The 26,954-nt window shown below is 66.0% G+C and carries 20 protein-coding genes; 9 read left to right on the forward strand and 11 right to left on the reverse strand.

Going from position 1 to position 26,954, the window contains the following annotated elements:
* Positions 1 to 17: 17 nt before the first annotated feature.
* The 6 genes from AC1Q6E_RS21635 (at position 18) to AC1Q6E_RS21660 (ending at position 6,220) form a co-directional block, all read left to right on the forward strand.
* The gene (locus AC1Q6E_RS21635) at positions 18 to 962 is read left to right on the forward strand and encodes a VOC family protein (protein WP_492573496.1); all 945 of its coding nucleotides are present in this window, start codon (positions 18 to 20) and stop codon (positions 960 to 962) included.
* 148 nt (positions 963 to 1,110) lie between these two features.
* Positions 1,111 to 2,811, forward strand: coding sequence for an AMP-binding protein (locus AC1Q6E_RS21640; protein ID WP_492573497.1), 1,701 nt, complete (start codon positions 1,111 to 1,113; stop codon positions 2,809 to 2,811).
* Positions 2,808 to 3,287: an acyl-CoA thioesterase gene (locus AC1Q6E_RS21645; RefSeq protein WP_492573498.1), complete on the forward strand. Its 480-nt coding sequence runs from the start codon at positions 2,808 to 2,810 to the stop codon at positions 3,285 to 3,287. The genes AC1Q6E_RS21640 and AC1Q6E_RS21645 overlap by 4 nt, the downstream gene beginning before the upstream one ends.
* Positions 3,284 to 4,438: an FAD-dependent monooxygenase gene (locus AC1Q6E_RS21650; RefSeq protein ID WP_492573499.1), complete on the forward strand. Its 1,155-nt coding sequence runs from the start codon at positions 3,284 to 3,286 to the stop codon at positions 4,436 to 4,438. The genes AC1Q6E_RS21645 and AC1Q6E_RS21650 overlap by 4 nt, the downstream gene beginning before the upstream one ends.
* Before the next feature lie 36 nt (positions 4,439 to 4,474).
* Positions 4,475 to 5,452 carry a tripartite tricarboxylate transporter substrate binding protein gene (locus AC1Q6E_RS21655; protein ID WP_152793867.1) on the forward strand — a complete coding sequence of 326 codons (978 nt, stop codon included), beginning with the start codon at positions 4,475 to 4,477 and terminating at the stop codon, positions 5,450 to 5,452.
* Between the two features lie 18 nt (positions 5,453 to 5,470).
* Positions 5,471 to 6,220 (forward strand): maleate cis-trans isomerase family protein, encoded by a 750-nt coding sequence (locus AC1Q6E_RS21660; protein ID WP_492573500.1) that lies wholly within the window; start codon positions 5,471 to 5,473, stop codon positions 6,218 to 6,220.
* A 6-nt stretch (positions 6,221 to 6,226) separates the two neighbouring features.
* Here the strand turns inward: AC1Q6E_RS21660 and galE are convergent, their stop codons facing one another.
* Positions 6,227 to 7,303, reverse strand: coding sequence for a UDP-glucose 4-epimerase GalE (gene galE, locus AC1Q6E_RS21665; protein ID WP_152793869.1), 1,077 nt, complete (start codon positions 7,301 to 7,303; stop codon positions 6,227 to 6,229).
* Positions 7,304 to 7,453: 150 nt separating this feature from the next.
* On the opposite strand from galE, the gene AC1Q6E_RS21670 reads away from it, so the two are divergent.
* From AC1Q6E_RS21670 to AC1Q6E_RS21680, 3 genes are read left to right on the forward strand one after another with little or no spacing between them, the layout of a single operon-like run.
* On the forward strand, positions 7,454 to 8,869 hold the full coding sequence (locus tag AC1Q6E_RS21670; protein WP_152793871.1) for a mannose-1-phosphate guanylyltransferase/mannose-6-phosphate isomerase: 1,416 nt from the start codon (positions 7,454 to 7,456) through the stop codon (positions 8,867 to 8,869).
* A gap of 36 nt (positions 8,870 to 8,905) precedes the next feature.
* The gene (locus tag AC1Q6E_RS21675) at positions 8,906 to 9,694 is read left to right on the forward strand and encodes an ABC transporter permease (RefSeq protein ID WP_152793873.1); all 789 of its coding nucleotides are present in this window, start codon (positions 8,906 to 8,908) and stop codon (positions 9,692 to 9,694) included.
* Between the two features lies 1 nt (position 9,695).
* The gene (locus tag AC1Q6E_RS21680) at positions 9,696 to 10,406 is read left to right on the forward strand and encodes an ABC transporter ATP-binding protein (protein ID WP_152793875.1); all 711 of its coding nucleotides are present in this window, start codon (positions 9,696 to 9,698) and stop codon (positions 10,404 to 10,406) included.
* 21 nt (positions 10,407 to 10,427) lie between these two features.
* Here AC1Q6E_RS21680 and AC1Q6E_RS21685 read toward each other — a convergent pair whose 3' ends face one another.
* The 10 genes from AC1Q6E_RS21685 to AC1Q6E_RS21730 all read right to left on the reverse strand — a co-directional run bounded on the left by AC1Q6E_RS21685 (position 10,428) and on the right by AC1Q6E_RS21730 (position 26,924).
* On the reverse strand, positions 10,428 to 12,629 hold the full coding sequence (locus AC1Q6E_RS21685; RefSeq protein WP_152793877.1) for a glycosyltransferase: 2,202 nt from the start codon (positions 12,627 to 12,629) through the stop codon (positions 10,428 to 10,430).
* Positions 12,626 to 12,916 (reverse strand): hypothetical protein, encoded by a 291-nt coding sequence (locus AC1Q6E_RS21690; RefSeq protein ID WP_152793879.1) that lies wholly within the window; start codon positions 12,914 to 12,916, stop codon positions 12,626 to 12,628. The genes AC1Q6E_RS21685 and AC1Q6E_RS21690 overlap by 4 nt, the downstream gene beginning before the upstream one ends.
* Before the next feature lie 8 nt (positions 12,917 to 12,924).
* Positions 12,925 to 13,239: a hypothetical protein gene (locus tag AC1Q6E_RS21695; protein ID WP_152793881.1), complete on the reverse strand. Its 315-nt coding sequence runs from the start codon at positions 13,237 to 13,239 to the stop codon at positions 12,925 to 12,927.
* Positions 13,240 to 13,261: 22 nt separating this feature from the next.
* On the reverse strand, positions 13,262 to 15,385 hold the full coding sequence (locus AC1Q6E_RS21700; protein WP_492573501.1) for a glycosyltransferase: 2,124 nt from the start codon (positions 15,383 to 15,385) through the stop codon (positions 13,262 to 13,264).
* Between the two features lie 388 nt (positions 15,386 to 15,773).
* Positions 15,774 to 18,482 carry a glycosyltransferase gene (locus AC1Q6E_RS21705; RefSeq protein WP_492573502.1) on the reverse strand — a complete coding sequence of 903 codons (2,709 nt, stop codon included), beginning with the start codon at positions 18,480 to 18,482 and terminating at the stop codon, positions 15,774 to 15,776.
* A 188-nt stretch (positions 18,483 to 18,670) separates the two neighbouring features.
* Positions 18,671 to 21,772: an efflux RND transporter permease subunit gene (locus tag AC1Q6E_RS21710; protein ID WP_492573503.1), complete on the reverse strand. Its 3,102-nt coding sequence runs from the start codon at positions 21,770 to 21,772 to the stop codon at positions 18,671 to 18,673.
* Between the two features lie 11 nt (positions 21,773 to 21,783).
* Positions 21,784 to 22,923 (reverse strand): efflux RND transporter periplasmic adaptor subunit, encoded by a 1,140-nt coding sequence (locus AC1Q6E_RS21715; RefSeq protein WP_492573504.1) that lies wholly within the window; start codon positions 22,921 to 22,923, stop codon positions 21,784 to 21,786.
* A 73-nt stretch (positions 22,924 to 22,996) separates the two neighbouring features.
* Positions 22,997 to 24,496: an efflux transporter outer membrane subunit gene (locus AC1Q6E_RS21720; RefSeq protein WP_492573505.1), complete on the reverse strand. Its 1,500-nt coding sequence runs from the start codon at positions 24,494 to 24,496 to the stop codon at positions 22,997 to 22,999.
* Between the two features lie 174 nt (positions 24,497 to 24,670).
* Positions 24,671 to 25,903: a flavin-dependent oxidoreductase gene (locus AC1Q6E_RS21725; RefSeq protein ID WP_492573506.1), complete on the reverse strand. Its 1,233-nt coding sequence runs from the start codon at positions 25,901 to 25,903 to the stop codon at positions 24,671 to 24,673.
* 34 nt (positions 25,904 to 25,937) lie between these two features.
* The gene (locus tag AC1Q6E_RS21730; RefSeq protein WP_152792520.1) at positions 25,938 to 26,924 is read right to left on the reverse strand and encodes a tripartite tricarboxylate transporter substrate binding protein; all 987 of its coding nucleotides are present in this window, start codon (positions 26,922 to 26,924) and stop codon (positions 25,938 to 25,940) included.
* Positions 26,925 to 26,954 lie beyond the last annotated feature (30 nt).

A 26,954-nucleotide genomic window follows, 5' to 3' on the forward strand; every position in this document is an offset into this window, starting at 1 on the left:
ATGCAAGGGGAAACGACATGAGCAGCAGCCCGAACGCCAGCGCCACGCTGGAAGGCAAGACCGCCGGGACCGCTTCCGCGACGCCGTCCGCCCACGGGCTCGCGCTGCGGGGCGTCGACCACACCGCGCGGCCCACCTGGAAACTGCGCGAGACCGTGGCGTTCTATCGGGACATCCTGGGCCTGCCGCTGATCCACGTGATCTCCGCGCGCGGCTGGGGGCCGGCCACGCACCCGGACTTCCTGCATTTTTTCTTCGATAGCGGGAAGGGCAGCACCATCGCCTTTTTCTATTACCTGGGCTCGGAGCCGCCCGCGGCCATGCGCGACCGCCCGGCCATGGCGCCCGTGCCCGACGACCACGTGTTCGACGCCACCCATACCGCGTGGCTGGTCGAGGGGCAGGACGAACTGCGCGCCTGGAAGAAGAAGCTGGAGGATGCCGGCCTGCAAGTGTCGGTCGAGACGACCCACGAGGTGATCGAGTCGATCTACGTGCGCGATCCCAACGGCTATTTCATCGAGTTCACCCACAAGCTTCGTCCGTTGACCGAGGTGGATGCCCTGGACGGGCGGTTGACGCTGCAGGCCGCGCTCGAAGCCGAGGACGCGGCCCGGGCCGGACAGCGGCGCGTGTCGGACATTGCCGAGATCTGGTCGCGCAAGGCCCGGCTGGTGGCCGGGCACGTGCGGTCCGGCGATGCGCGGCCATCGCCGGCGGTGCGCATCTACGTGCCCCGCGTGCGCGAGTTCGCCGCCATCGTCGACGATGCGCGCGGCCGCGTCGATTGCCGCGTCGAGACCCTGGGCGACTACGACCGCATCGAGAGCGACGGTCCCATCGAGTTTCGCCGCAGGACGCTGGGACTCAAGCCCGCCATCTGGTATGGCCTGTTCACCGGCGGCGTGCAGGGCCGCATAGAAACGCTGGACCGGGATTGCGTCCGTATCGTTCCGGAATGAATCCCACCCCCTACACCCTTCGGGCGCCCCCTCAAGGGGGCGGCGCTGGCGGACCGGCAAGGCCGGATCCGCGGCGCCCTGGATCGGAGCGCGGATCGAGCCGCGATGGAGATCTGGAGAGACTGACATATCGGAGGAGGAGACCACCATGCAAGACATACGGCACCCGATAGAAGGGGTCATCTACCATCCGGCCGAGCGTGCCGCGTCCTACCTGGACGGCGGGGCGTGGATGCGGTCTTCGGTGGGCGATGCCTTGCGCGCCACCGCGCGGCGCCTGCCAGGCAAGGCGGCGTTCATCACCGACGAAGGCAGCCTGAGCTTCCAGGAACTGGACGAGCAGTCCGAACGGCTGGGGGCGGCGCTGCTGGAGATCGGCCTGGCGCCCGGCGATCGCGCCATCTTCCAGATGGGCACCACGCTGGAGACGGTGCTGGCGCTGGCGGCCTGCTACAAGGCGGGGGTCGTGCCCGTCTGTTCGCTGCCCCAGCACCGCGAGCTGGAAATCGGCCAGTTGATCCGGCAGACGCAGGCGCGGGGATATTTCGTGCAGGCTGATTTCCATCCCAGCTTCGACCTGGCCGCCTTTGCCCGCAAGATGGCCGAGGGCAGCCAGACGCTGCGCCACCTGATCGTCGCCCGCGGCCCGGCGGGCGAGGGCGGGGCGTCGCTGCGCGGGCTGATCGAGGGCATGCCGCTGGAAGCCGCGCGCAAGCGCCTGGCCGAGGCGCCGCCGGGACTGGGCGACGTGCTCAGCTTCCAGCTGTCGGGCGGCACGACCGGCGTGCCCAAGGTCATTCCCCGCTTCCATGGCGAGTACCTCGGACATTCGCTGGCCTGCGCCGGCATGTACAAGCTGACCGAGGCCGACCGCTACATGTGGGCCTTGCCGCTGTTGCACAACGCAGCCCAGGTATACGTGCTGATGCCGGTGTTCGCCATGGGCGCGTCCGCCGTGCTCATGCCGCGCGTCGAGCTGGCCAGGATGCTGGAATTGATCGAACTGCACCGGGTCACCCATGCGGTGTCCATCGGTCCCATCGCGCCGCAGATGATGACCTACCCGGACCTGGCCCGCCACGACCTGGCATCGTTGCGCCTGTTCATCACCATGAGCCGCGCCGACCGCCTCGAGGCGCACCTGGGCGTGCCGTGCTCGAACCTGTTCGGTATCACCGAAGGCCTGCTGCTGGGATCGCCCGCCGACGCGCCGATCTCCCGGCGCCACCAGACCCAGGGCTGCTCCGGCTGCCCGCAGGACGAGCTGCGGCTGCTGGAGCCCGATTCGGAAAAGCCGGTGGCGCCTGGACAGATGGGCGAACTGTGTTTTCGCGGGCCCTCCACGCTGCCCGGCTTCTACAACGCGCCGGAGGCCAACACCCAGGCCTATACCTCGGACGGTTTCTATCGCACCGGCGACATGATGACCGCCCACGTGGTGGACGGCGTCACCTGCTATACCTTCGAAGGCCGGCTGCGCGACAACATCAACCGCGGCGGCGAGAAGATCGGCTGCGAAGAGGTGGAAGGGCTGGTGGGCGCGCATCCGGCCGTGGCCGAGGCGCGGCTGGTGGCCATGCCGGACCCCGTCTACGGCGAGAAGGGCTGCATCTACATCGTGCCGCGTCCCGGACAGGCCGCCCCGCGGGTCAGGGAGCTGGCGGACTTCCTGGTCGCCCAGGGCCTGGCCAAATACAAGTGTCCGGAGCGGGTCGAAGTGATCGACGCCTTTCCGGTGACCAAGGTCGGCAAGCTGGACAAGCCCGCGCTCAAGCGCATGATCGCCGAGAAGCTGGCGGCCGAGACCGGCGCGGACGGCCAGGATCCCGCAACCGGGAGGCCGGCATGACCAGCACCGAATACGTGCTCTCGACCACTCCCTTCGTCGTGCGCCGCCGCGTCAAATGGGGCGACTGCGACCCGGCCGGCGTGGTCTACACCGTGACCTTCGGCGAATACGTCATCTCCGCCGTCGAACTCTTCTACGGCATGCTGTTCGGTTCGACTCCCCAGCGTATCAAGGACGAGTTCGGCTTCGGTACGCCCAGCCGCGCGCTGTCCTTCGATTTCCGCACGTCGCTGTGGCCGGACGACGAGATCGACATCCGCGTCGCCGTCGCGGACATCCGCACGCAGACCTATGTGCTGGACCTGACCGCCACCACGGCCACCGGCCAGATTGCCTTCGTCTCCAGGCTGACCCCCATCTGCGTTCCGCGCGGCGAGCGCCGGGCCATTCCCGTGCCCGACGTGCTGCGCGACGCCTTGACCTCTTATCAGGCCGCCTGCGGCGCAGCCGCGACGGCAGGGAGCCTTGCATCATGAAAATCGCCGTCATCGGAGCCGGTCCCGCCGGCCTGTACTTCTCGCTGCTGGCCAAGAAGCACGATCCGTCCCACCAGATCCAGGTCTACGAACAGAACCCCGCCGGCGCCACCTACGGCTGGGGCGTCGTGTTCTCGGACGTCGGCCTGTCCTTCCTGCAAGAGGCCGATCCCGCGTTCTTCAAGGCCTTCGTGGCCCACCACGAACGCTGCGACTACATGGAGATCGTCCATCGCGGCACCCACGTCCAGGTCCATGGCAACCACTTCTCGCGCACCGCCCGCATCGACATGCTGCGCGTGCTGGAAGACGCCTGCCGGCGCGAGGGCGTCAAGATCGAATACAACCGCCGGATCGACGACGTGTCCGTGCTGGCCGGGGAAGTGGACCTGGTGGTGGCGGCCGACGGTGGCAACAGCGCCGTGCGCAGGCAATTCGCCGACCGGTTCCAGCCCAGCTTCGAGAAGCGGCGCAACAAATTCGCCTGGTACGGCACCCGCCAGCGCTTCCACCCGGTCTCGCTCATCTTCCGCGAAACGCCGCACGGCGTGTTCATCGCCCACAGCTACCAGTACAGCCCCGAGTTGAGCACCTTCCTGGTCGAGGTCGACCCCGACACCTGGCAGCGCGCCGGCCTGCACGAAGCGAGCGAGGACGATAGCCGCCGCTACTGCGCCGATGTCTTCCGCCCCGAGCTGGGCGGCAACGAGCTGCTGACCAACCGCTCGCTCTGGTTCGAGGCCAATATCGTCCGCAACGAACAATGGACCCACCGCAATATCGTCCTCCTGGGCGATGCGCTGCGCACCGTGCACTTTTCGCTGGGGTCGGGCACGCGCATGGCCATGCAGGACGCCATCGCCCTGCACCAGGGGCTGGTCCGCCATCCCGGCGACCTCCCGGCCGCCTTCGCCGCCTTCGAGACCCAGCGCCGGCCCGCCTCATCCAGCTTCCAGAGCGCCGCGGCGCGCAGCCTGGACTGGTACGAGAACGTCGCCGACAAGATGCACCTGGACCCGGTTTCGTTCGCCTACGACTACATGCGGCGCACCGGCCAGGTCAGCCACGACGACCTGAAACTGCGCGACCCGCATTTCGCGTCCGCGTGCGAGGCGCTGTCCTGCCACCAGCGCGCGCCCGCGCCCGCCTGATTTCCACGCCAACGAAACAAACCACGAGGAGACACCATGAAAACCATCCTGCGCGGCGCCGCCGCCCTGCTCCTGGTCCTGGGCGCCGGCCAAGCCGCTGCCCAGGCCCCCGCCTACCCCGCCAAGCCCGTGCGGGTCGTCCTGCCCTACTCGGTGGGCAGCGGTCCCGACGCCGTCACCCGCCTGGTCGGCGAAAAACTGTCCAAGACCTGGGGCCAGCCCCTCATCGTCGAGAACAAGCCCGGCGCCAACGGCTGGCTGGCCATCGGCGACGTCAAGCGCGCCGCGCCCGACGGCCTGTCCCTGGTCGTGGTCGACAACACGCACATGACGCTGCACCCGCACCTGTACAAGAAACTGCCCTTCGACCCGGTCGCCGACTTCGAGCCGGCCTCGCCCGTCTACACCACCAACTTCTTCATCGTCGTCTCGGCCAAGTCGCCCTGGAACAACGTCGCCGACCTCATCGCCGACGCCAAGGCCAAGGGCGGCAACCAGACCTACGGCACCTGGGGCCTGGGCAGCGTCGCCCACATCGGCGCCTCCATGTTCCAGACCCAGACCGGCACCCACATGACCCACGTGCCGTTCAAGGAACTGCCGCAGCTCTATACCGCCGTCGCCACCGGCGAAGTCGACTGGGCCTTCGGCACCGCCGCCACCGTGGCCCAGCTCTACCAGGCCAAGAAGGTCAAGCTGCTGGCCCTGGCCGCGCCCAGGCGCCTGGCCTTGTATGGCGGCATTCCCACCGTCTCGGAGGCCGGCGGCCCCGCCAACTTCGAACTCAAGACCTGGGTCGCCCTGTTCGCGCCCAAGGGCACCCCCAAGGCCGCCATCGACGCCATCAACAACGGCGTCGCCAAGGCCGTGGCCGAGCCCGACGTGCGCAAACAATTCGACACCTTCGGCTTCGAAGCCTGGCCCGCCTCGGCCGCCGACCTGGCCCAGGCCGTCAAGGCCGACACCCAGCGCTTCGAATCCGTCGTCAAGCTCGCCAACATCACCCTCGACTGAACCCGCGCAGGAAACGCCATGACATCCCGCCTCTATCGCATCGGCCAGATCGTCCCCAGCTCCAACACCACCATGGAGACGGAAATCCCCGCCATGCTGCGTGCCCGCGAGGCCATCCGGCCCGAACGCTTCACCTTCCATTCCAGCCGCATGCGCATGCACAAGGTCACCAAGGAAGAACTCGAGGCCATGAACCGCGAAGGCCTGCGCTGCGCCGCCGAACTGGCCGACGCCCGCGTGGATGTCATGAGCACCGCCTGCCTGGTGGCCATCATGGCCATGGGCCTGGGCTACCACCGCCAGACCGAACGCGAGCTGACCGAGGTCGCGCGCGCCAACCACTGCGACGCGCCCGTCATGACCTCGGCCGGCGCGCTGGTCGAGGGGCTGCACCGGCTGGGCGCCAAACGCATTTCGCTCATGGCTCCCTACATGCGCCCGCTGACCGACCTCGTCGTGAAGTACATCGAGAACGAGGGCATCGAGGTGATCGACGCCAAGTGCTTCGAAATCCCCGATAACCTGGAGGTCGGCCGGCGCGATCCCATGCGGCTGGTGGAGGACGTGAAGACGCTGAACACGCGCGGCGTCGACGCCGTGGTGCTGTCGGCGTGCGTGCAGATGCCGTCGCTGCCGGCGATCCAGGTGGTGCAGGACAGGCTGGAGGTGCCGGTGGTGTCGACGGCGGTGTGTACGGTCAGGGGGATGCTGGAGAGATTGGGGCTGGAGGCGGTGGCGCCGGGGGCGGGGGCGTTGCTGGCGGGGTAGGGGCGGTCAGGGCTCGTAGCCGTTCGGGTTCCGGGATTGCCAGCGCCAGCCGTCGGCGCACATGTCTTCGAGGGTGCGGGTGGCTTTCCAGCCGAGCAGGGTCTCGGCGGTGGAGGGGTCGGCCCAGCATTCGGCGATGTCGCCCGGGCGGCGGGGGTGGAATTCGTAGGGTATCTGCCGGCCGCAGATCGTACCGAAAGTGTGCAGCAGCTCCAGCACGCTGGTGCCACGGCCCGTACCCAGGTTGATCGCGACAAAGCCGCCGGTCGTTCCCTGTGCGTGCTCCAGCGCCTTGACGTGGCCGACGGCCAGGTCCACGACATGGATGTAGTCGCGTACCCCGGTTCCATCCGCAGTGGGGTAGTCCTTGCCGAAGATGTTCAGGTGCGGGCGCTTGCCGATGGCAACCTGGGTGATGAATGGAAAAAGATTGTTGGGTATGCCCTGGGGCGCCTCACCCAGCATTCCACTGGGATGGGCGCCGATGGGATTGAAATATCGCAGACAGATGGCTCGCCGCTCGGGATGCGCCACGCACCAGTCTCGCAGGATCTGTTCCACCATGGCCTTGGTCTGGCCATACGGATTCACCGGCGCGATCGGATGACCTTCGGTGTACGGCTGTTCGCGCGGAACACCGTAAACCGTCGCGGACGAACTGAAGACGATGGTGCGGACCTGCGCCCGGTCCATCGCCTGGAGCAGTGTCAGCGTGCCGGTGACATTGGTCTGGTAGTACGCTAGAGGCGCGGCGACGGACTCGCCCACGGCTTTCAGGCCGGCGAAGTGCACCACCCCCTGGATGGGGATTCCGCGTGCCGAGGCCTGGCGGAACACCGTATCCAGCAGGGCGCCATCCCTGACGTCACCTTCGACTACCTCGAGCGCATGGCCGGTCAGCGATTCGATGCGCTTGAGCGCATGTACCGAACCGTTCGAGAAATCATCGAGGACGATCGGGCGATAGCCCGCCTGGATGAGTTCGATCAGGGTATGGGGGCCGATGTAGCCGGCACCGCCTGTGACGAGCAGGGACGGGCTGGAAGCTCGCTGCAAGGAGTGACCTCGAAGGCTGGATGACATGACGCTCACCATACCGGACGGGCGCGTGGGCATTGTAACGAAAAGCGCGGGTATTCCCGTGGATGAGCGGGATAGCCGGGTTAAACTGCGGCTTCGCCGTTGGCCGGCACCGTGTCGGGCTTTTTCTTCGTCTTCTAGGACTACTGCCAGATGGGTCTTGTTCCAATCATCCTCTCCGGAGGCAAGGGTACGCGCCTGTGGCCGGTGTCTCGGGAACTGCATCCCAAGCCGTTCATTCGTCTGGCGGATGGCGAAAGCTTTCTCCAAAAGGCGTATCGGCGGGCCATCGGGCTGGACGGCGTTTCCCGGGTCGTCACGGTCACCAACCGGGTGCTGTCGTTCAAGACGATGGACGAATACCGGGCCCTGGGACAACCCCAGATCGAATGCGGGATGCTCCTCGAGCCCGAGGGGCGCAATACCGCGCCCGCCTTCGCGGCCGCGGTAGCCGCGGTCTCCCGGCGGTTCGGGGCGCAGGAAGTGTTGCTGTTCCTTACCGCTGATCACCTGATCCAGGATTTTCCCGCGTTCAAGCAAGCCGTTGAGCAAGCGACTCGATTGGCGGAAGCTGGCAGGATCGTGACCTTCGGGATTCGCCCCGAGTCTCCGGAGACCGGGTACGGCTATATCGAGGCCTCCGGGACGGATGTGCTGCGATTCGTGGAAAAACCGTCGCTCGACCGTGCGCAGGAGTTTCTCGCCAGCGGCCGTTATCTGTGGAACTCCGGCATGTTCTGTGTGCGCGCGGACGTGGCGGAGGAAGAATTGAAGCAGCATGCCCCCGATGCCTGGCAGGCCGCCGAGCAGAGCCTGGCGGCAGGGCGCACGCTGGAGGGCCAGCACGAATGGCAAATCATGCTGGACGAGAAGGCCTTTGCCCAGGCGCCCGACATTTCCGTGGACCATGCCCTCATGGAAAAGACGGGGCGGGCTTCGGTCGTGCCTTGCGACATCGGCTGGAGCGACATCGGTTCCTGGGCCGCGTTCGGCAATCTGTTCCCGAGTGATGGCAAGGGAAACCAGGTCGACGGCGACGTCATCGCGGTCGATACCGAGAACTGCTATGTCCATAGCGACGCCCGGGTGATCGGTGCGATAGGCCTCAAGGACCTCGTCATCGTCGATACGCCCGACGCCCTGCTGGTCGCCCGCAAGGACAAATTGCAGGACATCAAGAGCGTCGTGGCCCAGCTCAAGGAGCGGGGCGATGACGCCTACCAGATCCATCGTACCGTTCATCGACCCTGGGGCACCTATACGGTCCTGGAGGAGGCCGAGCGCTTCAAGATCAAGCGCATCGTCGTGCATGCCGGGCAATCGCTCTCGTTGCAGATGCACCATCATCGAAGCGAACACTGGATCGTGGTGAGCGGCGTTGCGCGCGTCACCAACGGCGATGACACATTCCTGGTGAACAGCAATGAATCCACCTATATTCCAGCCGGCCACAAGCATCGGCTGGAAAATCCGGGCATCATCGATCTCGTGATGATCGAGGTACAGAGCGGCGAATACCTGGGAGAGGACGATATCGTCCGGTTTGCCGACATCTACGGCCGCAATTGATTACTCGTTTATCTCGAATACTCGTCAAGGTTCCAAATGTTTTTTCATAGCATGCGGCATGAGCTCGTCGAGACGGTCCGCAAGCCTCACCTATGGGCGCTGCTCGCCTGGTACGACATCAAGCAGCGTTATCGACGCTCGGTGCTTGGCCCGTTCTGGTTCACGATCAGCACCGCGATCCTGATCGGTACGCTGGGCCTGTTGTGGGCCACGCTTTTCAAGATGAACCTGCACGAATATCTGCCGTATTTCGCGGCAGGCAACGTGATCTGGACTTTCATCGCCATGCAGTTGAACGAGGCGACGACGGGCTTCACCCAGTTCGAAAGCCTCATCAAGCAGACGCGGCTGCCCTATCCGTCCTATGTGTTGCGGCTGCTCTGCCGGAACTTCATCATCTTCCTCCACAACTTCATCATCGTCATCCTGGTGGTGACCTTCGTGGGCAATGGCTGGGGCTGGGTGTCCCTGCTTGCCATCCCGGGTTTTCTCTGTCTGGCCGCCATCACGCTGAATGTGTCGTTCATCTTCGCCATCATCTGCACCCGGTATCGGGACATGATTCCAGTCGTGCAGAATCTGGTCACGGTCGCCTACTTCCTGACGCCCATCATGTGGCAGTCCAGCACGCTTCCTCCCCAGCATCAATGGGTTGCCCAGCTCAATCCGGTCAGCCATCTGCTCGATGTGGCCCGCATGCCGCTGCTGGGCGAAGTCCCGTCCATGGTGAACTGGATGACGGCCCTGGGGCTGTGGTTGGTATCCGCGGGATGCGCGTGCTGGCTGTTTGCGCGTACGCGGCATCGTGTCGCTTATTGGATCTAGCATGTCAGTACATATTCGTGCCGAAAACCTGTCGGTCGAATTCCCGATCTACAACGCCTCGCACCGCTCGCTGAAGAAAGCGATCATCAGCGCGAGCACGGGGGGCCGGATTGCATCGGACGCCAGCCATCGGGTCTCCGTCCGCGCCATCGATGGCTTGAACCTCGACATTCGTCCGGGGGACCGGATCGGACTGCTCGGGCACAACGGCGCCGGCAAGACGACCTTGCTGCGGGTCCTGTCGGGGGTCTACCCGCCGTCATCCGGCTCGCTTTCCGTCCAGGGAAGAGTGGTGGCGCTTACCGATATCGCCTTGGGCATCGATGGCGAATCCACGGGGTTCGAGAACATCGTGCTGCGGGGCGTCATCATGGGGCTGACCCCTCGGGAAATCGCGGAAAAAATGGACGAGATCGCCGAGTTCAGCGAGCTTGGTGAATACCTCAACATGCCGGTCAGGACGTATTCCAGCGGCATGCAACTGCGGCTGGCCTTCTCGGTGTCGACCTGCATGAGCGCCGATATCGTTCTGATGGACGAGTGGCTGTCGGTGGGCGATGCGCAATTCAATGCCAAGGCCTCGCAGCGGCTGGAGTCCATCGTGGCGAAATCGTCCATCCTCGTGATCGCATCGCACGACCGTGGCACCGTCGAGCGGCTGTGCAATCGCACGCTTACGCTCGAACACGGCCGCGTCGTGGAACAGACCTAGGCGGACGGGCGCCCGCAGGTCTCAGGCGGGGGCTCGCATGTGCTCGAGGTAGTAGGCTTCCAGCCGTTCTACCATCAGGTCGGCGGTATAGTCGGTTTCGTATTTTCGCCGTGCGGCCCGGGACAGGGCCGCACGCAGCGGCGCATCCTCGATGGCGAGTTTCAGGGCCGCTGCCAGGGCCTGGGCGTTTCCGGGTGCGAAAAGCAGTCCGTTTTCGCCGTCGGTGATGATTTCCTTCACGCCACCCACGTCCGGCCCGATAACCGTCTTTGCGAAGACGGCCGCCTCGACAAAAATCAGGCCGAAAGATTCGTACCGGCTCGGTGCGACGAAGATATCGCAGGCTTGGTAGGCGCGTTCCAGTGCCTCGGCCGATATCGGGCCCGCGAAACGGATCCGATCCAGCCAGAGGGCGCCGGCATGCCGGGATTCGAAGTCGCCCTTGTAGTCTTTTTCCCCGGCAACGGGCCGGTTTTCGCCCACCAGGGTGAAAGTCAGCCCGGGATGGGCGGACGCCAGGCCTGGAATCGCTTCCAGCAGCAGGTCGATGCCCTTGCGGTACTCGAAGCGGCCGACATACAGCACGTTGAGCCGGTCCGTGGGAACGGTGGGGGCCGAAGCCTGGCAGGCATCGCCCAGGCCGTGCGGGACGACTGTCGCCCCGGTTGCCGCCAGGCCGTAGCAGTCCTGGATGTCCGCCAGCACGGAATGGCTGTTGGCCAGCAAGGGAATCCCGCTGCGCAGGACCTGTCGTTCGGCGGCGACCATCTTATCCACCAGCGTCGAGCGTATCGTCGCATTGCGCTGCCATTCCGGTTTGTGCGGCAGGGCCAGACCGTAGGTGGTATGCAGACTCATTACCGTCTTGAAACGGCCGCTCGTGGCGCAGGCCAAGCCTTCCACGTCCCAGATGGGGAAGGAGACCAGGTCGAGGCCGCGGTGCGCGGCAATGCGCAGCGCCTCGTTGTAGACCGCGTAGCAGCCTGCGCGGATGTCGTCGGGCAGGTCGGGCAGGGACGGGTTCGTCTGTGTCGTGAACCTTGGGGCCGAAATCCGGTGCACCCATACGTTGTTCACCACGTCCACGGTGGGATCCTGCCCCTCCGCCGCGCGAGTGATGACGGTCACCTCATGGCCGCGCCGGGCCAGGCCTTCGGCAACCAGCCGTGTCCAGACCGCGATGCCCCCCACGGCCTCACCCAGATACTCCCGGGAAACCAGCGCGAGCCTGAGCCTGTCCGTGGGTGGCAGCAGAGGTGGGAAGGCTTTGAACGGCAGAGGGGCGGGGGAACGGTATCGGGCCAGGGTATGCTGGCCGTCCGGGTGCTTCGCGGCATCTTCCATGCCGTCCGCCACCCCTTTCTCCAGTTCCTGGACGAGGCGGTCGCGGGTGGTCGCGTCGATCTTGCCTGCCAGGTGCAGCGTGCGCATGTCGCCGCTCGTCTCCGCCTGGTATGCCGCGACGCGCTGTCTGGCGGCGGCCTCTTCGCCAGGCAGCGCGAATTTCATGCAGAAATACGCCTTGCTCCGAGCGGGATAGTACAAGCTGGTCGGCAGCCGTTCTGCATTGCGCAAATGACTGGCTGCATACTTGTGCAGCACTTGTGCCGCGCCTGCCATCTCGAGGCCGTAGCCCGCTTCGACCACCCTCAGGCAGACGTCGGTTTCGTCCAGAAAATAGGCATATTCTTCATCGAAGCCACCGATTTCCTCCAGCACCGAGCGGCGGAAGCTGGAGTTGCAGCCGGTCAGGCTGAAATACCGGCGGGTGCCGGGGCGATGGACCGCACCCGCGGCCTCGGGACTGGGGAAGCCTTGGTTGTCGCCATAGCGGTCGCACACCACGACCTGGGCCTGGAACAGGAGGCCGGTGTGGTTGCGGATGAAACCGCCTACTCCGCCTACATCCGGCGCGCGGTATCCGCGCGCGAGCTTGTCCAGCCAGTCGGGTTCCGGGATGCCGTCGTCATCCAGGAATGCCACGATGTCGCCGGACGCCTGGGCGATGCCGATGTTCCGTGCCTTGGAAAGGTTGGTGATGTCGCAATGCGCCAGTTTGATGTCCGGCAGGTACGCGGCCAGCATCTCTTCCGAACCGTCGGTGCAAGGCCCCAGCACCACCACGACTTCGAAGTCGGGGTATCGCAGATACCTGAGAGCATCGAGGGTGACGCGTAACGCCTCTTTCCGGTTGTAGGTACAGATGACAACCGATGCTTTCACCGAGGGCGCTCCACGTCTTGTCGCCCGGAGCCGGTCTGCGCCGGCGCATCGTCGGTTTTCGAGGCAAGCTGCGCCTTCAGCTGGGCGAGCTGCGTGCGCAGGTCGTCCTGTTCGCGTTTCAGGTCGACGATGCCGGCTCGCAGGGAATTGATGTCTTCCAGCAGATACATCTGGCTGCGGCTATAACGCAACCATGAATGCATCCGCTTGGCCGTGCGGTGGATGCCGGGCGTGACCAGGCCCGAGCGCAGGCAGGCTCGATAGGTTTTTTCGAGGATCTGGATCATTTCGAGATTTATCTAAGACGCCTGAGCAGGCGAACCGCTTTTCCGGCGATCGTGCGCGCAGCCGTCAGGGCAGGGCCGGCGATGGGCAGATCATACAGGCGCAGGTACATTTTCCAAATGCGATAGCCCTTGGAGAGCTGGAAGTCCAGCGGCTCGAAGGGGGCCGTGCGCAAGGCGTCGAGACCGGCACGCTGGTCGGCTTCTTCGGCGTATTTGAGCAGCCGTTTTCGGAGATGCTGGATTTCCTCCTGCAGGGCCCGTATTTCTTCATCGCGGGGCGCAGGGCATGCGGACGGAGAGTGAGACATGGAATTGAGGATCATCGTTACGATAGCGTAAGTCCGTTCAACTACCCGTTGACGCAAAAATCGAAGCGACGCGTCGACGGTGCGTTTCCTCCGAATGCCGTTCTTCAATCAGGCGATGGGCATTGCGGATAAGAGGCAGCGGTTGGATGCTGCCGTTGGCAATGGCGGCCAGGGCATCGGCGTAGTGTGAGATCAGGACTTCATCGTCCGCGTCATGGGCAATGAGGACGCCGGTCTCGGAGCTGATGGCTTCCCGCAGGCCGCCCACGTCGGGCGCGACTACAAGCATGCTACAGGAAAGGGCCTCCAACACCACGTTGGGGAGCCCATCGTAGGACGATGTGTACAGGAACAGGTCATACTCGCCGTGGGGAAGGCTGCCGAATCCCCGGAATGGTCCTCGATGGCGGACAGGTCCGTCACGGCCTATTCCCGCAGGCATGGGGTAGCCGAATACCGAGCTTCCGTACATGTCTATGGATGCCTTCACCCCACGTTCCTCCAGCCTTTGCGAGATCCTGGGGACCAGGTCGGGCCGTTTCTGGGTATCGATGCGAGAAGCCCACAGGATCCGCAAAGGCCCGGAGCCGGGTGAGTACGGCAGCCGTGCGATTGATTCCGCCGGGGGCGGTACCGGGGCATAGATCGTTTCGGCCTTTGCCGGCGCCAGATGCATCATTTTTTCCAGATCGTGGAGGATCCGAGCATGGTCGGATATGACCCAGCTTATTCCGGGCAAAGCCTCCGAAAGGAAGTTTAGCGAACTGCCGTAGGTGAAGTGTAATTGCTGGTGGGATAGCGTTTCCGCACAGAAATAGTAGTAGGCAATGGGGTTGTCCGGAAGGGCACGGTAATAGCGGAGCAGGAAGTCGACGGCAAAGTCGGCGCCGCTTGTATGGAGCCGCGCGCGGGGGGCGGATGATTGGATGATGCGCAGCAGGAGCGTGCCGAGGTTCTGGACGCCATGCCTGTCCGCCAGTTTCCGCAGATCGAGGAAGTCGATATTGGCGGGTAGCTGGTCAACGCCCTCGTGGTTCTCGAAGTTCCCTCCCGTCATGATCAGAATACGTTTTGCCACGTTCGTGGCAAGCAGCGATTTCAGGACTTCCAAGAGGTACTTCTCGGCGCCGCCATTCGATAGGAAGGGCAGGAGGACGACATCGTCGTAAATGCCGCCGTTCAGTTTCTGGAGTGCTTCGAAATAAGCAGAAGCTAGATCAAGGGACTGTTGATAGGGCCAGCCGACGTTGGCTCCCATAGGCATGTACTTCAGATGTTCGTAATCGATGCCTGGTTCGATCCGGTTTGCCGCATACAGCAGTTCGAGAAAAATCCGGGAGTTCATGCAGTACAGCCGCGTGCCTTCCGGAGCATATTTCGGAGCCTTGGGCACTGGTTGGGCGGTGTTATGGACGGCCCGCAATCCCTTCAGGAAATGATCAGCTGAAAAATATCGGGAGTAAGGACACAGCTTGTCGTGTCCTTCCTGAGCCATGATGCTGGTCGAACGCTGGCGATAGAAAAGAATGGTGTTGGCCGCCGTGTGGAACTCATATCCGGCGGCAATGGCTTCGCAGTTGAAATGCCAATCTTCGTAGGCAAAAAAGCGAGTTTTCTTTGTGTCGACGTACTGGATGTCTCGTGCGAGTTCCCGGGGGAAAAAGACTCTGGAGCAAAATGGGTGGAGTCCGAAAAAAGCGAGCTTGGAAACCCGGTCCGTGCCAAAGTACTGCCACAGATGGTAGCGAGTGCCAAAGGCGTAAAGAAATTCAGGGACGATGATGGCCCGCGGATTCCGCTCTGCTTCCTCCATCATTGCCGAAAAAAAATTGAACGAAACAAGATCGTCGCCATCCGCGGTGGCAATGTATCGGCCTCGTGACGCCGCAATGCCTGAATTGCGTGCAGGGCCGAGCGAACCGTGCGATACCTCGATGAAGCAAACCTGGTCGATCCCGCTGAAATCCATGGCCGTGGTTCTGGCCGCGGTTTCCCGGGTAGCGTTGTCCAGCACGATGACGAGCTCAATGCTCAATCCGTCGGCGCGCGCGTAGGCCACGGCTTCGCGCAGGGACGCAACCGTCCGGTCAAGGAAGCGTGCCTCGTCATGAAGGTTGAGTACGATCGAGATGTCGATGCTGGGCAGGGCAGGGGAAGACAATGGGGATTCCCGCGAGTGGATTCGGCTTGTCGGAGACGGCGGCGGAGGAAGGACTCCCCCCGCCGCCGTCTCCTGCCGCGAGGCACATGAGTGTGATTATCCTGCATGTCGTGGACATGCCGCGGGCTTGGCTTCACTGCGATGAACGCCAAGCCTTGGCAAACCGGTGAATAGATCACTCGGTATCACGTGGATAGCAGGGATATTGTGAAGCGAACTGGCAATGGAGTCGATGCAGTGTGCGACAAAAGGTGAGCGTCATTTTGCCGGGAACCGGTTTCATCTGGAGGGATCACGGCTGACAACCCCTCATTGCAAGATGTGAGTGCTTACAAGATACCATCGGTTTCGATACGCATGCCAATGGGGAGATCGAGCGGGCCGGTTCTCATAGAAGACGCCTGATATTTCCGATGAGCCGTCCGGATCTTGTTCTGGCCCGGCGAAGCAAGCGGTATACGAAGTTTTCGGGTTGTCGGGGTTGGATGATGGTTTCGCCAACTTCCTGTGGCGGAGTGGTGACGAGTGCCTTGACGGGAAGCATCGTGCCGCTGTCTTCGATGCGCGCGGCCAAGCTGAACAATATGTTGGCATCGAGACGCGATATGCCATCGATACTGTGTACGAGGCGGCGGCGCTTCAGGAAAGAGCTTGTTGCCGTCGTCCCGTCGCCGCTGGGATCGGGAGCGAGGTGCCCCGGCAGGGGAATCAGCGAGAAGCGTTTCTCTTTCCATGCAAGCCGGGTATAGGCTGCCAATACTTCCCAGTTGTCCGGGTCCATGTCATTCCAGCCTCCCGAGTCCCGCAATGCCGACGTTCGAACCATCGCGCTGGCGGCCATGTACTGGTTTTCCTTGAGTGCCAGAACCCGCGCTTCCGGAATGCCCAAAGGCTTCCACGACCTGCTTTCCGCGGGCCGGCCGCCTGAACGGGGAAAGGCTGAGGTGTCGGCTGAGTTCACGGCGAAGCCGGTGGCGGCGATCAATGCCGGGTCGGTGGACAGCGCGTTCCAGCCATCCTCCAGCGTGCGGGGTAAAAGTGCCGCGCCGTCATCCAGAAAGAAGGCGAACTCGGTCTGGACCTGCCGCAGGCCGGTGTCGCGTGGTCCGAGCTTGCCGGCCGCGCGCAGATGCAGGCTGATGTTCAGATCTGCGTGCTTTTCGTCCCGTGCCCACGCATCCAGGGCTGCATCGGACGGCTCGTCGGACCTGCCGTCGATCAGGATGACCTGGGAGGGTTTCAGCCGCGAGCGGCGAACGGATCGTATGAATTCGTCCAACTGATCGAGTGACCGGTTGCCGGCGAAGGCCACCACGGCGACCGCCGGCGATGGCAGCGCTATCGAACGCGGCCACTCGAGGCTGTGTGGCGGAACATCCTTCCGCCCCCACCACGCATTGACTTCACGCTGCCGCCGCCGGAGACGGTCGCGCGTGCAGTCCACCTGGACCTGATGTTCAGCCGGTCGGAGCCGCAGGACATCTTCGATCTTGCGAGCCAGGGCATGGGGCGTCGGATCGCAGAAAAAGCGCGAGACATAGTCCGGGTTGTCCGCGACCTCGACCACTCCGCCCGTGTTGTAGGCGATGACACGCGCGCCAAGCAGCAACTGCTCCAGCACGACGTAGGAAAAACTCTCCCCCCGCGATGGAACGACGAACAAGGTGTCTTCGAGATGCCCGCTGATGTATTCCAGCAATCGCTGGTGCGAGAGGTGGGTCCAGCTGTAGCTGGCGAGGCTGCCCAAAGTCGCCGCGTCTTCGTCGGAGGGGGCGCCGGGTGCCAGCGAGACGATCTCCTGTATCTGCCCCGGGGCGAGGAGTGCCAGTGCCCGGACGAAATCAGGCCATCCTTTCAACTGTAGGTATTTGCCGATGAAAGCGATGCGTTTCACGGCCGAGAAGCCAACCTGACGAGCTTCCGGCAGCAACGATAGATCAAACGGCAGGCGGACGATGGTCTGGTTGGCGACCTGATAGCCGTACTCCTGCTGCATCAGATGCTGGCCCAGATACCTGGAAGGGGCGTAGCAGCTATCCGCATGCTTGAAGATATAACTGTCCCTGATCGCCAGCGATGCTTCGAAGGGGGTGTAGTTCATCGCGGCTTCATCGCGGAAGCCGTATTTCAGGTAGTCGATGGCGCCGTGCATGAAAATGCGCAAGTGCAGCCAGGACGGAAGCATGCCCGTGTGTTTGGCCTGCACGATGCGGAACAGGATGGACTGGTAGTCCTGGGCTTCCACCAGCGTCACGTTGGGCAGCAGGTACAAGGCGTTGCGCAACACTTCCAGCGAATCGTGCCCGATGTGAAAATCTTCGAACCTGACGTCCGCGAGCGATCGAGGGGCCAATGTCAGGCGGTCCAGATCGAGGGGCTCGGCCCTGGCGTCGCACATCAAGACGGCGACCCTTGGATCCAGGAGCTTGATGTTCCGGACATAGGTGCCGATTCCGCCGGCGGGCCCGAGTCCCGCATCCTCGGTGGTCAGGAGCAGCCAGTCCGCCCCGGCCAGCCGTCCGTCCCAACCGAGATCTTCCAGATAGGCGGCATAGCCTTCAAGAGTAAGTGTGGTGGCCATCCAGCCGCCGTCGCCGGGCTGGGCGGCAAGGCCGCTGGCAGCGAGAAAGCCGGAGAACGCGTCTCGCGACCAATGCCTGAATCGACCGGGGGCGTCGTCGTGGACGAACATGATCGTGCCGTTGCGCGAAAGGCAGACACGTTTCAGCGCCGCAAGAAGCGGCCGAGGGTCGGCAAGATCTGACAGGAACCGCGAACCGAGGACCCAAAGTGTGTCGTGTTGGTCGTATGCCCGGACGAACGCGTCGACCTGGCCACTCCAGTTGTCCACGAGCCAGTCGGCTGGCAGGGATCCTGTCGCGAAGGCCTCCAGGGGACGCTGAATGCCGGTCTGGTCGAGACATGGTTCAGACAAGGTGCCCAGGACGACGGCGGAGCGGCAGGTCGAACTGCGGAGTGTTTCTCGGAGCCGATCCGCATCGATGGGGCAGGAGTGGTCAGCGGAGACGTCCGGCGCCGATAGCGGGACGGGGCGTGCGCCAAACTCGGAAAACGCACTGGTCAGATGCAGATTCATCTTTCTTCCGCGGGTCCGTTCGATTCTTTGGCAAGCTGGCCGTGCCCCCAAGGTGCTCGCAGGGGGCTCGCGATCCGGGGATTGTAGGGGGAGTTCGGGACGAAACGATGGCGGCCACTACCCGAGTGACATTCGAGGAATCGGCGCAACGGCGATGAAGGTGTTGCGGGCCGTCCTTGTTGCCCTTCTTACCTCCCCCCGGCGACTGGCCTCCGTCCAAACAACCTCACCACCCACTGCCCGAAATCATCCACGAACAAAAACACCACCGGTATCACCAGCAAACTTAAGAACGTGGACGTGATCAACCCCCCCAGCACCGCGATCGCCATCGGCGACCGGAAGCTCGGATCCGCGGCTCCGTAGCCGATCGCGATCGGCAGCATCCCCGCGCCCATCGCCATGGTGGTCATGATGATGGGCCGCGCCCGCTTGTGGCAGGCGTCGATCAGGGCATCCCAGCGGCTCATGCCCGGCACCGCCGGCCGCACGTCGGTGGCGGGGTGGCCGCGCCGCGCCAGGATGGCGTATTCGACGAGCAGGATGGAGTTCTTGGTGGCGATGCCCATCAGCATGACCAGTCCGATCAGCGAGGGCATGGAGAAGCTCTTGTGCGCGATGAGCAGGCCGACGAAGGCGCCCCCCAGCGACAGCGGCAAGGCGGCCAGGATGGTGACGGGGTGCAGGAAGTGCTTGAACAGCAGTACCAGCACGACGTAGATGCAGAGCACGCCGGTCAGCATGGCCAGGCCGAAGCTCTGGAACAGTTCGCCCATGACTTCGGCGTCGCCCACGGTGGCCTGGCGCACGCCGGGCGGCAGGTTCTTGAGGGTGGGCAGGTCGGCCACGCGCTGCGCGACGTCGCCCAGGTCCATGCCGGCCAGCTCGATCTCGAAGTTGATGTTGCGCGAGCGGTCGTAGCGGTCGATGACGGACGGTCCGGCCGAGAAGTCCAGGGTGGCGACCTGTTCGAGCAGGACGGGGCCGCGGGTGCCGGGCACGGACAGGCGGCCGAGCAGGGACAGGTCTTCGCGCGCGGCTTCGTCCAGGCGCACGACGATGGGGACCTGGCGCTGCGACAGGTTGAGCTTGGGCAGCGAGATGTCGTAGTCGCCAACGGTGGCGATGCGCAGGGTGTCGGCGATGGCGCTGCTGGTGACGCCCAGGTCGGCGGCGCGGGCGAAGTCGGGGCGCACGGCGATTTCGGGGCGGATGAGGCTGGCGGTGGACGAGATGTTGCCCAGGCCCGGGATGGTGCGTAGTTCCTTGGAGACGGCCAGGGCTGCCTGGTTGAGCGCGTTGGGGTCGTCGCCGGTCAGCACGAGCACGTATTTGTTGTTGGAGCCGCCCAGGCCGACGCGGCTGCGCATGCCGGGGATCTCGTCCAGGGCTGCGCGCATGTCCTCTTCGATGCCTTGTTTCTTGGGCCGGTCTTCGCGCGGGTCGAGCTGGATGGTCAGGGTGGCCTTGCGGACTTCCGCCGCGCCGGCCATGGAGAAGGGGTCGCCGCCGGCGGTGCCGCCGCCGATGGTGGTGTAGACGCTGCGCACGTGCGGAACCTTGGCCAGCCGCAGGCGCGCGAGCTCGGCGGTGTCCAGGGTCTGGGCCAGGGTGGAGCCGGGCGGCAGTTCGACCATGACCTGGGTCTGGGAGTTGTCGTCGGCGGGCATGAAGCCGGCGGGCAGCAGCGGGATCATGCCTATCGACAGGATGAAGAACACGGCGGCGCCCAGCACGGTCAGCCAGCGGTGGCGCAGGCAGGCGGCGACCCAGCGCATGTAGGTCTGCAGCCAGCGGGGCTCCTTGCCCGCGTGCACGATGGGCTTGAGCAGGTAGGCGGCCATCATGGGCGTGAGCACGCGCGCGACGATGAGCGAGGCGAACACGGCCAGCGAGGCGGTCCAGCCGAATTGCTTGAAGAAGCGTCCGGCCACGCCGCTCATGAAGGCGGTGGGCAGGAAGACGGCGATCAGGGTGAAGGTGGTGGCGACCACGGCCAGTCCGATCTCGTCGGCGGCCTCCATGGCGGCCTGGTAGGGGGTCTTGCCCATGCGCAGGTGGCGCACGATGTTCTCGACCTCGACGATGGCGTCGTCCACCAGGATGCCGATGACCAGGGACAGCGCCAGCAGGGTGATGACGTTGATCGAGAATCCCAGGAGGTACATGCCGGCGAAGGCGGGAATGACCGACAGCGGCAGCGCGACGGCGGAGATGAGCGTGGCGCGCCAGTCGCGCAGGAACAGCCAGACGACCAGCACCGCCAGCAGCGCGCCTTCGTACAAGAGGCGCATGGAGCCGTCGTATTCTTCCTGGACCGGCGTGACGAAGTTGAAGGATTCGGTGATCCGCAGGTCGGCGTGCCGGGCCTTGAGTTCGTCCAGCGCGCGCTGCACGCCCGCGGCCACGTCGAGTTCGCTGGCGCCGCGGCTGCGGGCGACCTCGAAGCCGACGACGGGCTGGCCGTCGAGCAGGGCGGCGGAGCGGCGTTCGGCGATGGTGTCGGTCACGGTGGCGACGTCGGACAGCCGGATCGGCCGGCCGTCGCTCAGGACCAGCCGCAGGCCGGCGAGTTCTTCGGCGGTGCCCACGGTGGCCAGGGTGCGCACGGGCTGTTCGGCGTCGCCGATGTCGGTGCGGCCGCCGGAGCTTTCGCGCTGCACCTGGCGCAGTTGGCGCGAGATGTCGGCGGCGGAGGCGCCCAGGGCCTGCAGGCGCTGGGGATCGAGCGCGATGCGTATCTCGCGGGTCACGCCGCCCACGCGGTTGACCGCGCCCACGCCGGGCACGTTCAGCAGTCTGCGCGCGACGTCGTTGTCGACCAGCCACGACAGGGCTTCGTCGTCCATGCTGGCCGCGCGCACGGTGAAGGCCAGCACGGGCTGGCCGGCCAGGTCGACCTTGTTGATGATGGGGTCGCGCAGGTCGGCGGGCATGTCGGCGCGCACGCGCGAGACGGCCGAGCGCACGTCGTCCACCGCTTCCTGCAGGGGTTTCTCCAGTTCGAACTCGGCGGTCAGGCTGACGCTGCCGTCCTGGATCTTGGTGTAGACGTGCTTGAGGCCTTGCAAGGTGGCGATGGAGTTCTCCAGCTTGCGGGCGACGTCGTTTTCCAGTTGGCCGGGCGAGGCCCCGGGCAGCGAGGCCGTGACCATGACCATGGGCAGGTCGATGTCGGGGAAGTTCTGGACCTTCATGGCACTGAACGACAGCAGGCCGGCGAAGGTCAGCAGCACGAACAGCATGACCGACGGAATGGGGTTGCGTATGGACCAGGTCGAGACGTTCATCGCGTCGGCTCTCAGCGCGTCACGGCGGTGGCGGGGGTGGCGGCGGGAGCGGGCGTGTCGACCACGCGCACCACGTCGCCGTCGGTCAGGAAGCCGGCGCCGCGCACGGCGACGCGGTCGGTGGGCGCGAGGCCGTCCAGGACCTCGACCCGGTCGCCGTCCCGCCGGCCGACCTGGATCTTGCGCTGGGCCACCCGGTTGTCCGCGCCCACGACGAAGACGTAGTTGAAGGCTTCGCGCATGACCACGGCCTGCTGCGGCACGGTCAGGCCCTGCGCCGCGCCCAGTTCGAACTCGCCGCGCGCGAACATGCCGGCCTTGGCCGAGGAGCCTGGCGCGCCGGCGCCGGGCAGGTCGACGTAGACCAGGGTGTTGCGGGTCTGCGGATCGACGGTGGGACCGACGGTGCGGACCTTGCCCCGCAGGCGTTCGCCGCTGGCCGCGACGATGGTGACGGGGTCGCCCACGCGCACGCGGCCGACCTCGGCCGAGGTGACCTCGCCGCGCCATTCCAGGCGGCCCTTGCGGATCATGCGGAAGAGTTCCGTGCCGGCGCCGACGACGGCGCCCACCGTGGCGGTGCGCGACGAGATGATGCCGCTGTCGGGGGCGCGGACCTGGGTGAATCTAAGCCGCAGTTCTTGCGCGGCCAGGCTGGCGCGGGCGGATTCCACGCGTGCCTGGGCGGTCTGGCCGCCGGTCATGTACTGGTTGATCTGCGACTCGCTCAAGGCGCCGGAGGCTTTCAGGGATTGGGCCCGCTCGGCGTTGGCGCGCGCCTCGGCGGCGCTGGCCTCGGCCTCGGCCAGCGCGGCGCGGGCCTGGGCGATGTCCGCGCGCACGGTCTCCTGGGCGAAGGTGGCCAGTACCTGGCCGGCCTTGACGGTATCGCCCACGTTGACCAGCACGTCCTGCAGGCGCAGGCCGCCGATCTCGGCGCCCAGGCTGGCTTCCTGCCAGGCCATGATGTTGCCGTTGGCCTGCAGGGCCACGCGCAGGGATTGCATCCGCGGCTGGGCGACCGTGACGGTCAAGGCCGGCCGGACGGCCGGCGTGGCGCCGGAGTCGGCGGCCCGCAGGGTGGGGGCGAGGAAGGCGCCGGCCAGGATGGCGCCGAGCACGGCGGCGGCGATGAGAGGGCGTAGCGGCATGGACGGGATCATGGTTGGGGTGGGGCCGGGGCCTGGAGAGGCCCTGCGGCGATGCGGTTCGTGGGGCGTTCCGTCAGGAGGGATGGGTGGCCGGCGCGGTGGAGGCGGCTGGCGGCGCGTCCGGCGGCACGGGCGCTTCCTGCCGCCAGCCGCCGCCCGCCGCGCGGTAGAGCGCGATCCAGGCCGCCATGCGCTCGCGCTCCAGCGCGGACTGGGTGGTGCGCGCCGTCAGCAGCATGCGCCGCGACTCCTCCAGTTCCAGCAGGCTGGCCAGGCCGCCGCGATAGCGCTGCTCGGTGGCCTCGAACGAAGCCTGGTAGCCCTCGACCGCGGCGCGCGCGTCGGTGGTGCGCGCGGCCGTGCTTTCCAGGTTGACCAGGGCTTCTTCCACTTCGCGCACGGCTTGCCGGGCCGTGGCCCGGTACTGGGTGACGGCTTCGTCGTAGCGGGCCTGCGCGGCGTCGATATCGGCGCGGCGCCGGCCGCCGTCGAACAGCGGCAGCGTCACCGCCAGCGGACCGATGGACCAGGTCGAGACGTCGACGTTCGTGCCGCGCGCCCTGAACGTGGCCGCGCCCACGCTGCCGGCCAGGGTCAGGCGCGGGTAGCGCCTGGCCTGCGCGCTGCCGACCTCGGCGCTGGCCGCCGCCACGTTGCGGTCGGCGTTGAACAGGTCGGGGCGCTGCGCCAGCACGGCGGCGGGCAGGTGGTCGATGGCGAACAGGGTGTCGGACGGCGGTTGCGCCGGCGCGGCCAGGCGGGCGCGCAGCGCGGGCTCGTCCAGTGCCGTCAGCGCCACCAGGGCCTTGACGCTGATGTCGCACAAGGCGCGCTGCTGGCGGGCGCGGGCGGCGGCTTCGGCGCTGCTGGCGCGCGCCAGCGCGGCGTTGGCGGTGGACTGGAAGCCCGCGCGCATGGCGAGGTCGGTCAGGCGCGCGCTTTCCGCGCGCGAGGCCGCGTCCGATTCCTGGATGGCGAGTTCGCGGCGGCAGCTCCGGAAATTGTTCAATTCGTTGGCCACTTCGGCGGCAACCGAGATGCGCGCGTCGTGCCACTGCGCCTGCGCGCCTTCCAGGCGGGCCTGGGCGGCGTCGCGCGTGGCTGAATTGGCGCCGAACAGGTCGATCTCCCAGGACGCCTGCAGGCCGGCCTGGTTCTGCGTGGCGATACCGCCGGCGATCTGGGAAAAGCCCCGGCTGGTCTGGGCCGTGGCGTCCAGCGTGGGCCCCAGCGCGGCGCCGGCCGACATGCGGGTGGCCCGGGCCTGCAGGAAGCGCGAGCGCGCGGTGCCCACGGTCGGGCTGGCCGCCTGCGCGGCTTCGATCAGGCCGGGCAGGGCCGGGTCGCCGGCCTGCTGCCACCATTCCAGCAGGCGCTGCTGGCTGGAGTGGTGGGGCAGGGTGGGTTCGGCGGTGGCGGGCAGCGGCGCCTGCCACCCGCCCGGCGCGGCCAGCGGCACGGACGGCGCCGGCGGTTGCAGGCTGCAACCTGCCGCCAGCAGCAGCGGGGCCAGGCCCGGCAGGCGGGGGCGCGGGAATGAAAAATGGAAGGGTTTGATGCGAGCGAGAGACATGCCGGGAGGCGGATGCCGGCGGGATCGCCGTCGGTCCGCACAGTCAGGGTGCATGAACGACTCGATAGCGTAATCGAAAAGGTATTAGGAAATCGTGAATATCGAGAATATTTCTCGATACGGAAGGGGCTCGACGGCGCATCGCGGGGCGGGCGGGACGCCCGCCCCCGGGACCTACCGGGACAGCGATGCCAGGTCGTAGCCCGCCACGCGCTTGTAGCCGTTGGAGATGGCGGCCAGCTCTTCCTGGCTGATGACGTCGTCGATGTGCCGGAAGGGACGGTCGCCCGTGCGCTCGTAGACTTCCTTCAGGATGGCGTCGGGAGGCGTCTTGCGGTTGGTCAGCACGATGTCCGTCGTCGCGGGGCGGCGCAGGGCTTCGTACTGCGCCAACGCGGCCGGCACGTCCGGTTCCGCGGCCAGCGCGGCGGCCAGGGCGCGCGCGTCCAGGATGGCCTGGCCCGCGCCGTTCGAGCCGCGCGGCACCATCGGGTGCGCCGCGTCGCCCAGCAGGGTGACCCGGCCCTGCGTCCACCAGGGCAGCGGATCCTGGTCCACCATGGGGAATTCCAGCAGGGTATCCGCGGCCCGGATCATCGCCGGCACGTCCAGCCAGTCGAAGCGCCAGTCCTCGAAGACGCCGATGAAATCCTCCAGCCGTCCGCGCCGGTTCCAGTCGCGCCGCTCGTAGCGGGGCGTCGTCACCTCGGCCACCCAGTTGATCAACTGCAGTCCATCGCCGTCCAGGGCGTTGCGGATGGGGTAGATGACCATCTTGCCGGGCGTCAACCAGCCGCCCCGGACGTAGGTCGCGCCGTCGAAATAGGGCTTCCAGCGGGTGACGCCGCGCCACATGTTGACGCCGGAATAGACCGGCTCGCCTTCGCCGGGATGCAACTGCTTGCGGATCACCGAGTGCAGCCCGTCGCAGGCGATCAGCGCATCGGCCGTGCGGGGCGCCAGGGGATTGCCCACGGGATCGACGAACGAGGCGGTGACGCCGCCGGGCGTCTGCGTGAAGCCGGTGCAGCGATGGCCGGCGACGATGCGGTCCGGACCCAGGCGCTCGCGGCAGGCCTCCAGCAGGATCATCTGCAGGTCGCCGCGGTGGACCTGGAACTGCGGCCACGCGTAGCCCGCCTGCCTGCCGGTCGGCTCGGAATAGACATGCTGACCGAAGCGGTTGAAGAAGGTGGTGGCGGTGGTGGTGACGGCCACGCGCGCCAGGGCTTCGTTCAGGCCGAGCTCGCCCAGGACCCGGGTCGAGTGCGGCAGCAGGCTCACGCCCACGCCCAGCGCCTGGATTGCCGGCGCGGCTTCGAAGACCCGGGCGGCGATGCCCGCCTTGTGCAAGGACAGCGCCAGGGTCAGGCCGCCTATGCCGCCGCCCACGATCATGACTTCCATGAAGACTCCTCTTGGTGTTGTAGGGTATCCGTGTCTACTGGGACGAGAGGCCGGCCTGCCGGATGACGCCGGCCCAGCGCTTCAGGTCGTCGCGCGTCAGCCGGGCGAGATCGTCCGGCGTGCCGCCGCTGGGCTGCAGGCCTTGCATGGACAGGCTCTTGACGACGTCAGGCATCTTCAGGATCTGCGCGACTTCGGCGTTCACCTTGGCGACGATGGAAGGCGGGGTGCCGGCGGGCAGGTAGAGGCCGTACCACATGTCGACGTCGACATCGGCGATGCCGGAGGCCTCGGCCAGCGAGGGAATGTCGGGCGTGACGGCGGTGCGATGCGTCCCGCCGGCGGCAAGCATCTGCATCTTGCCGGCGCGGGCGAATTGCAGCGCCTGGTGGACGGGAACGAAGGCCAGGTCCACCTGGCCCGACAGCACGTCGTTGACCAGTCCCCCCGAGCCCTTGTAGGGCACGTGGACCACGTCGATGCCGGCGCGCTGCTTGACCAGCTCCATGGCCAGGTGATGCGGCGTGCCGGTGCCGGGCGAGCCGTAGTTGAGCTTGTGCGGTTGCTTCCTGGCCAGTTCGATCAACTGGGGCACCGATTTGGCGGGGAAATCCGGGCGGGTCACGAGGGCGAGGCTGCCGATGGCGATGGGCATCACCGGCGCGAAGTCCTTCACCGGGTCGAAGGTGACGCCCTGCATGAAGCTCGGCGTCATGATGATGGTGTTGGCCGTCATCAGGTAGGTGTAGCCGTCGGGCGCGGCCCGCGCGGCCATCTCGGTGCCGATGTTGCCGCTGGCGCCGGGACGGTTCTCGACCACCGCGGCGGACTGCCAGGCCTCGGACAGCTTCTGGCCGATGGTCCGGCCTAGCACGTCGATGCCGCCGCCGGCGGAGAAGGGCACGATGATGCGGATGGAGCGTGTGGGATAGGGCTCGTCCGCCTGGGCCGCGCAGGCGACCAGCGCCAGCAACCAGGCACTACAGAACGAACGAGGGGAGAAGCAGCGGCGGGTGGGCATATCGACCTCTCTGGTGGGACAGGAACGATC

The sequence above is a fragment of the Pigmentiphaga sp. MLSB6-MA01 genome (assembly GCF_058793475.1).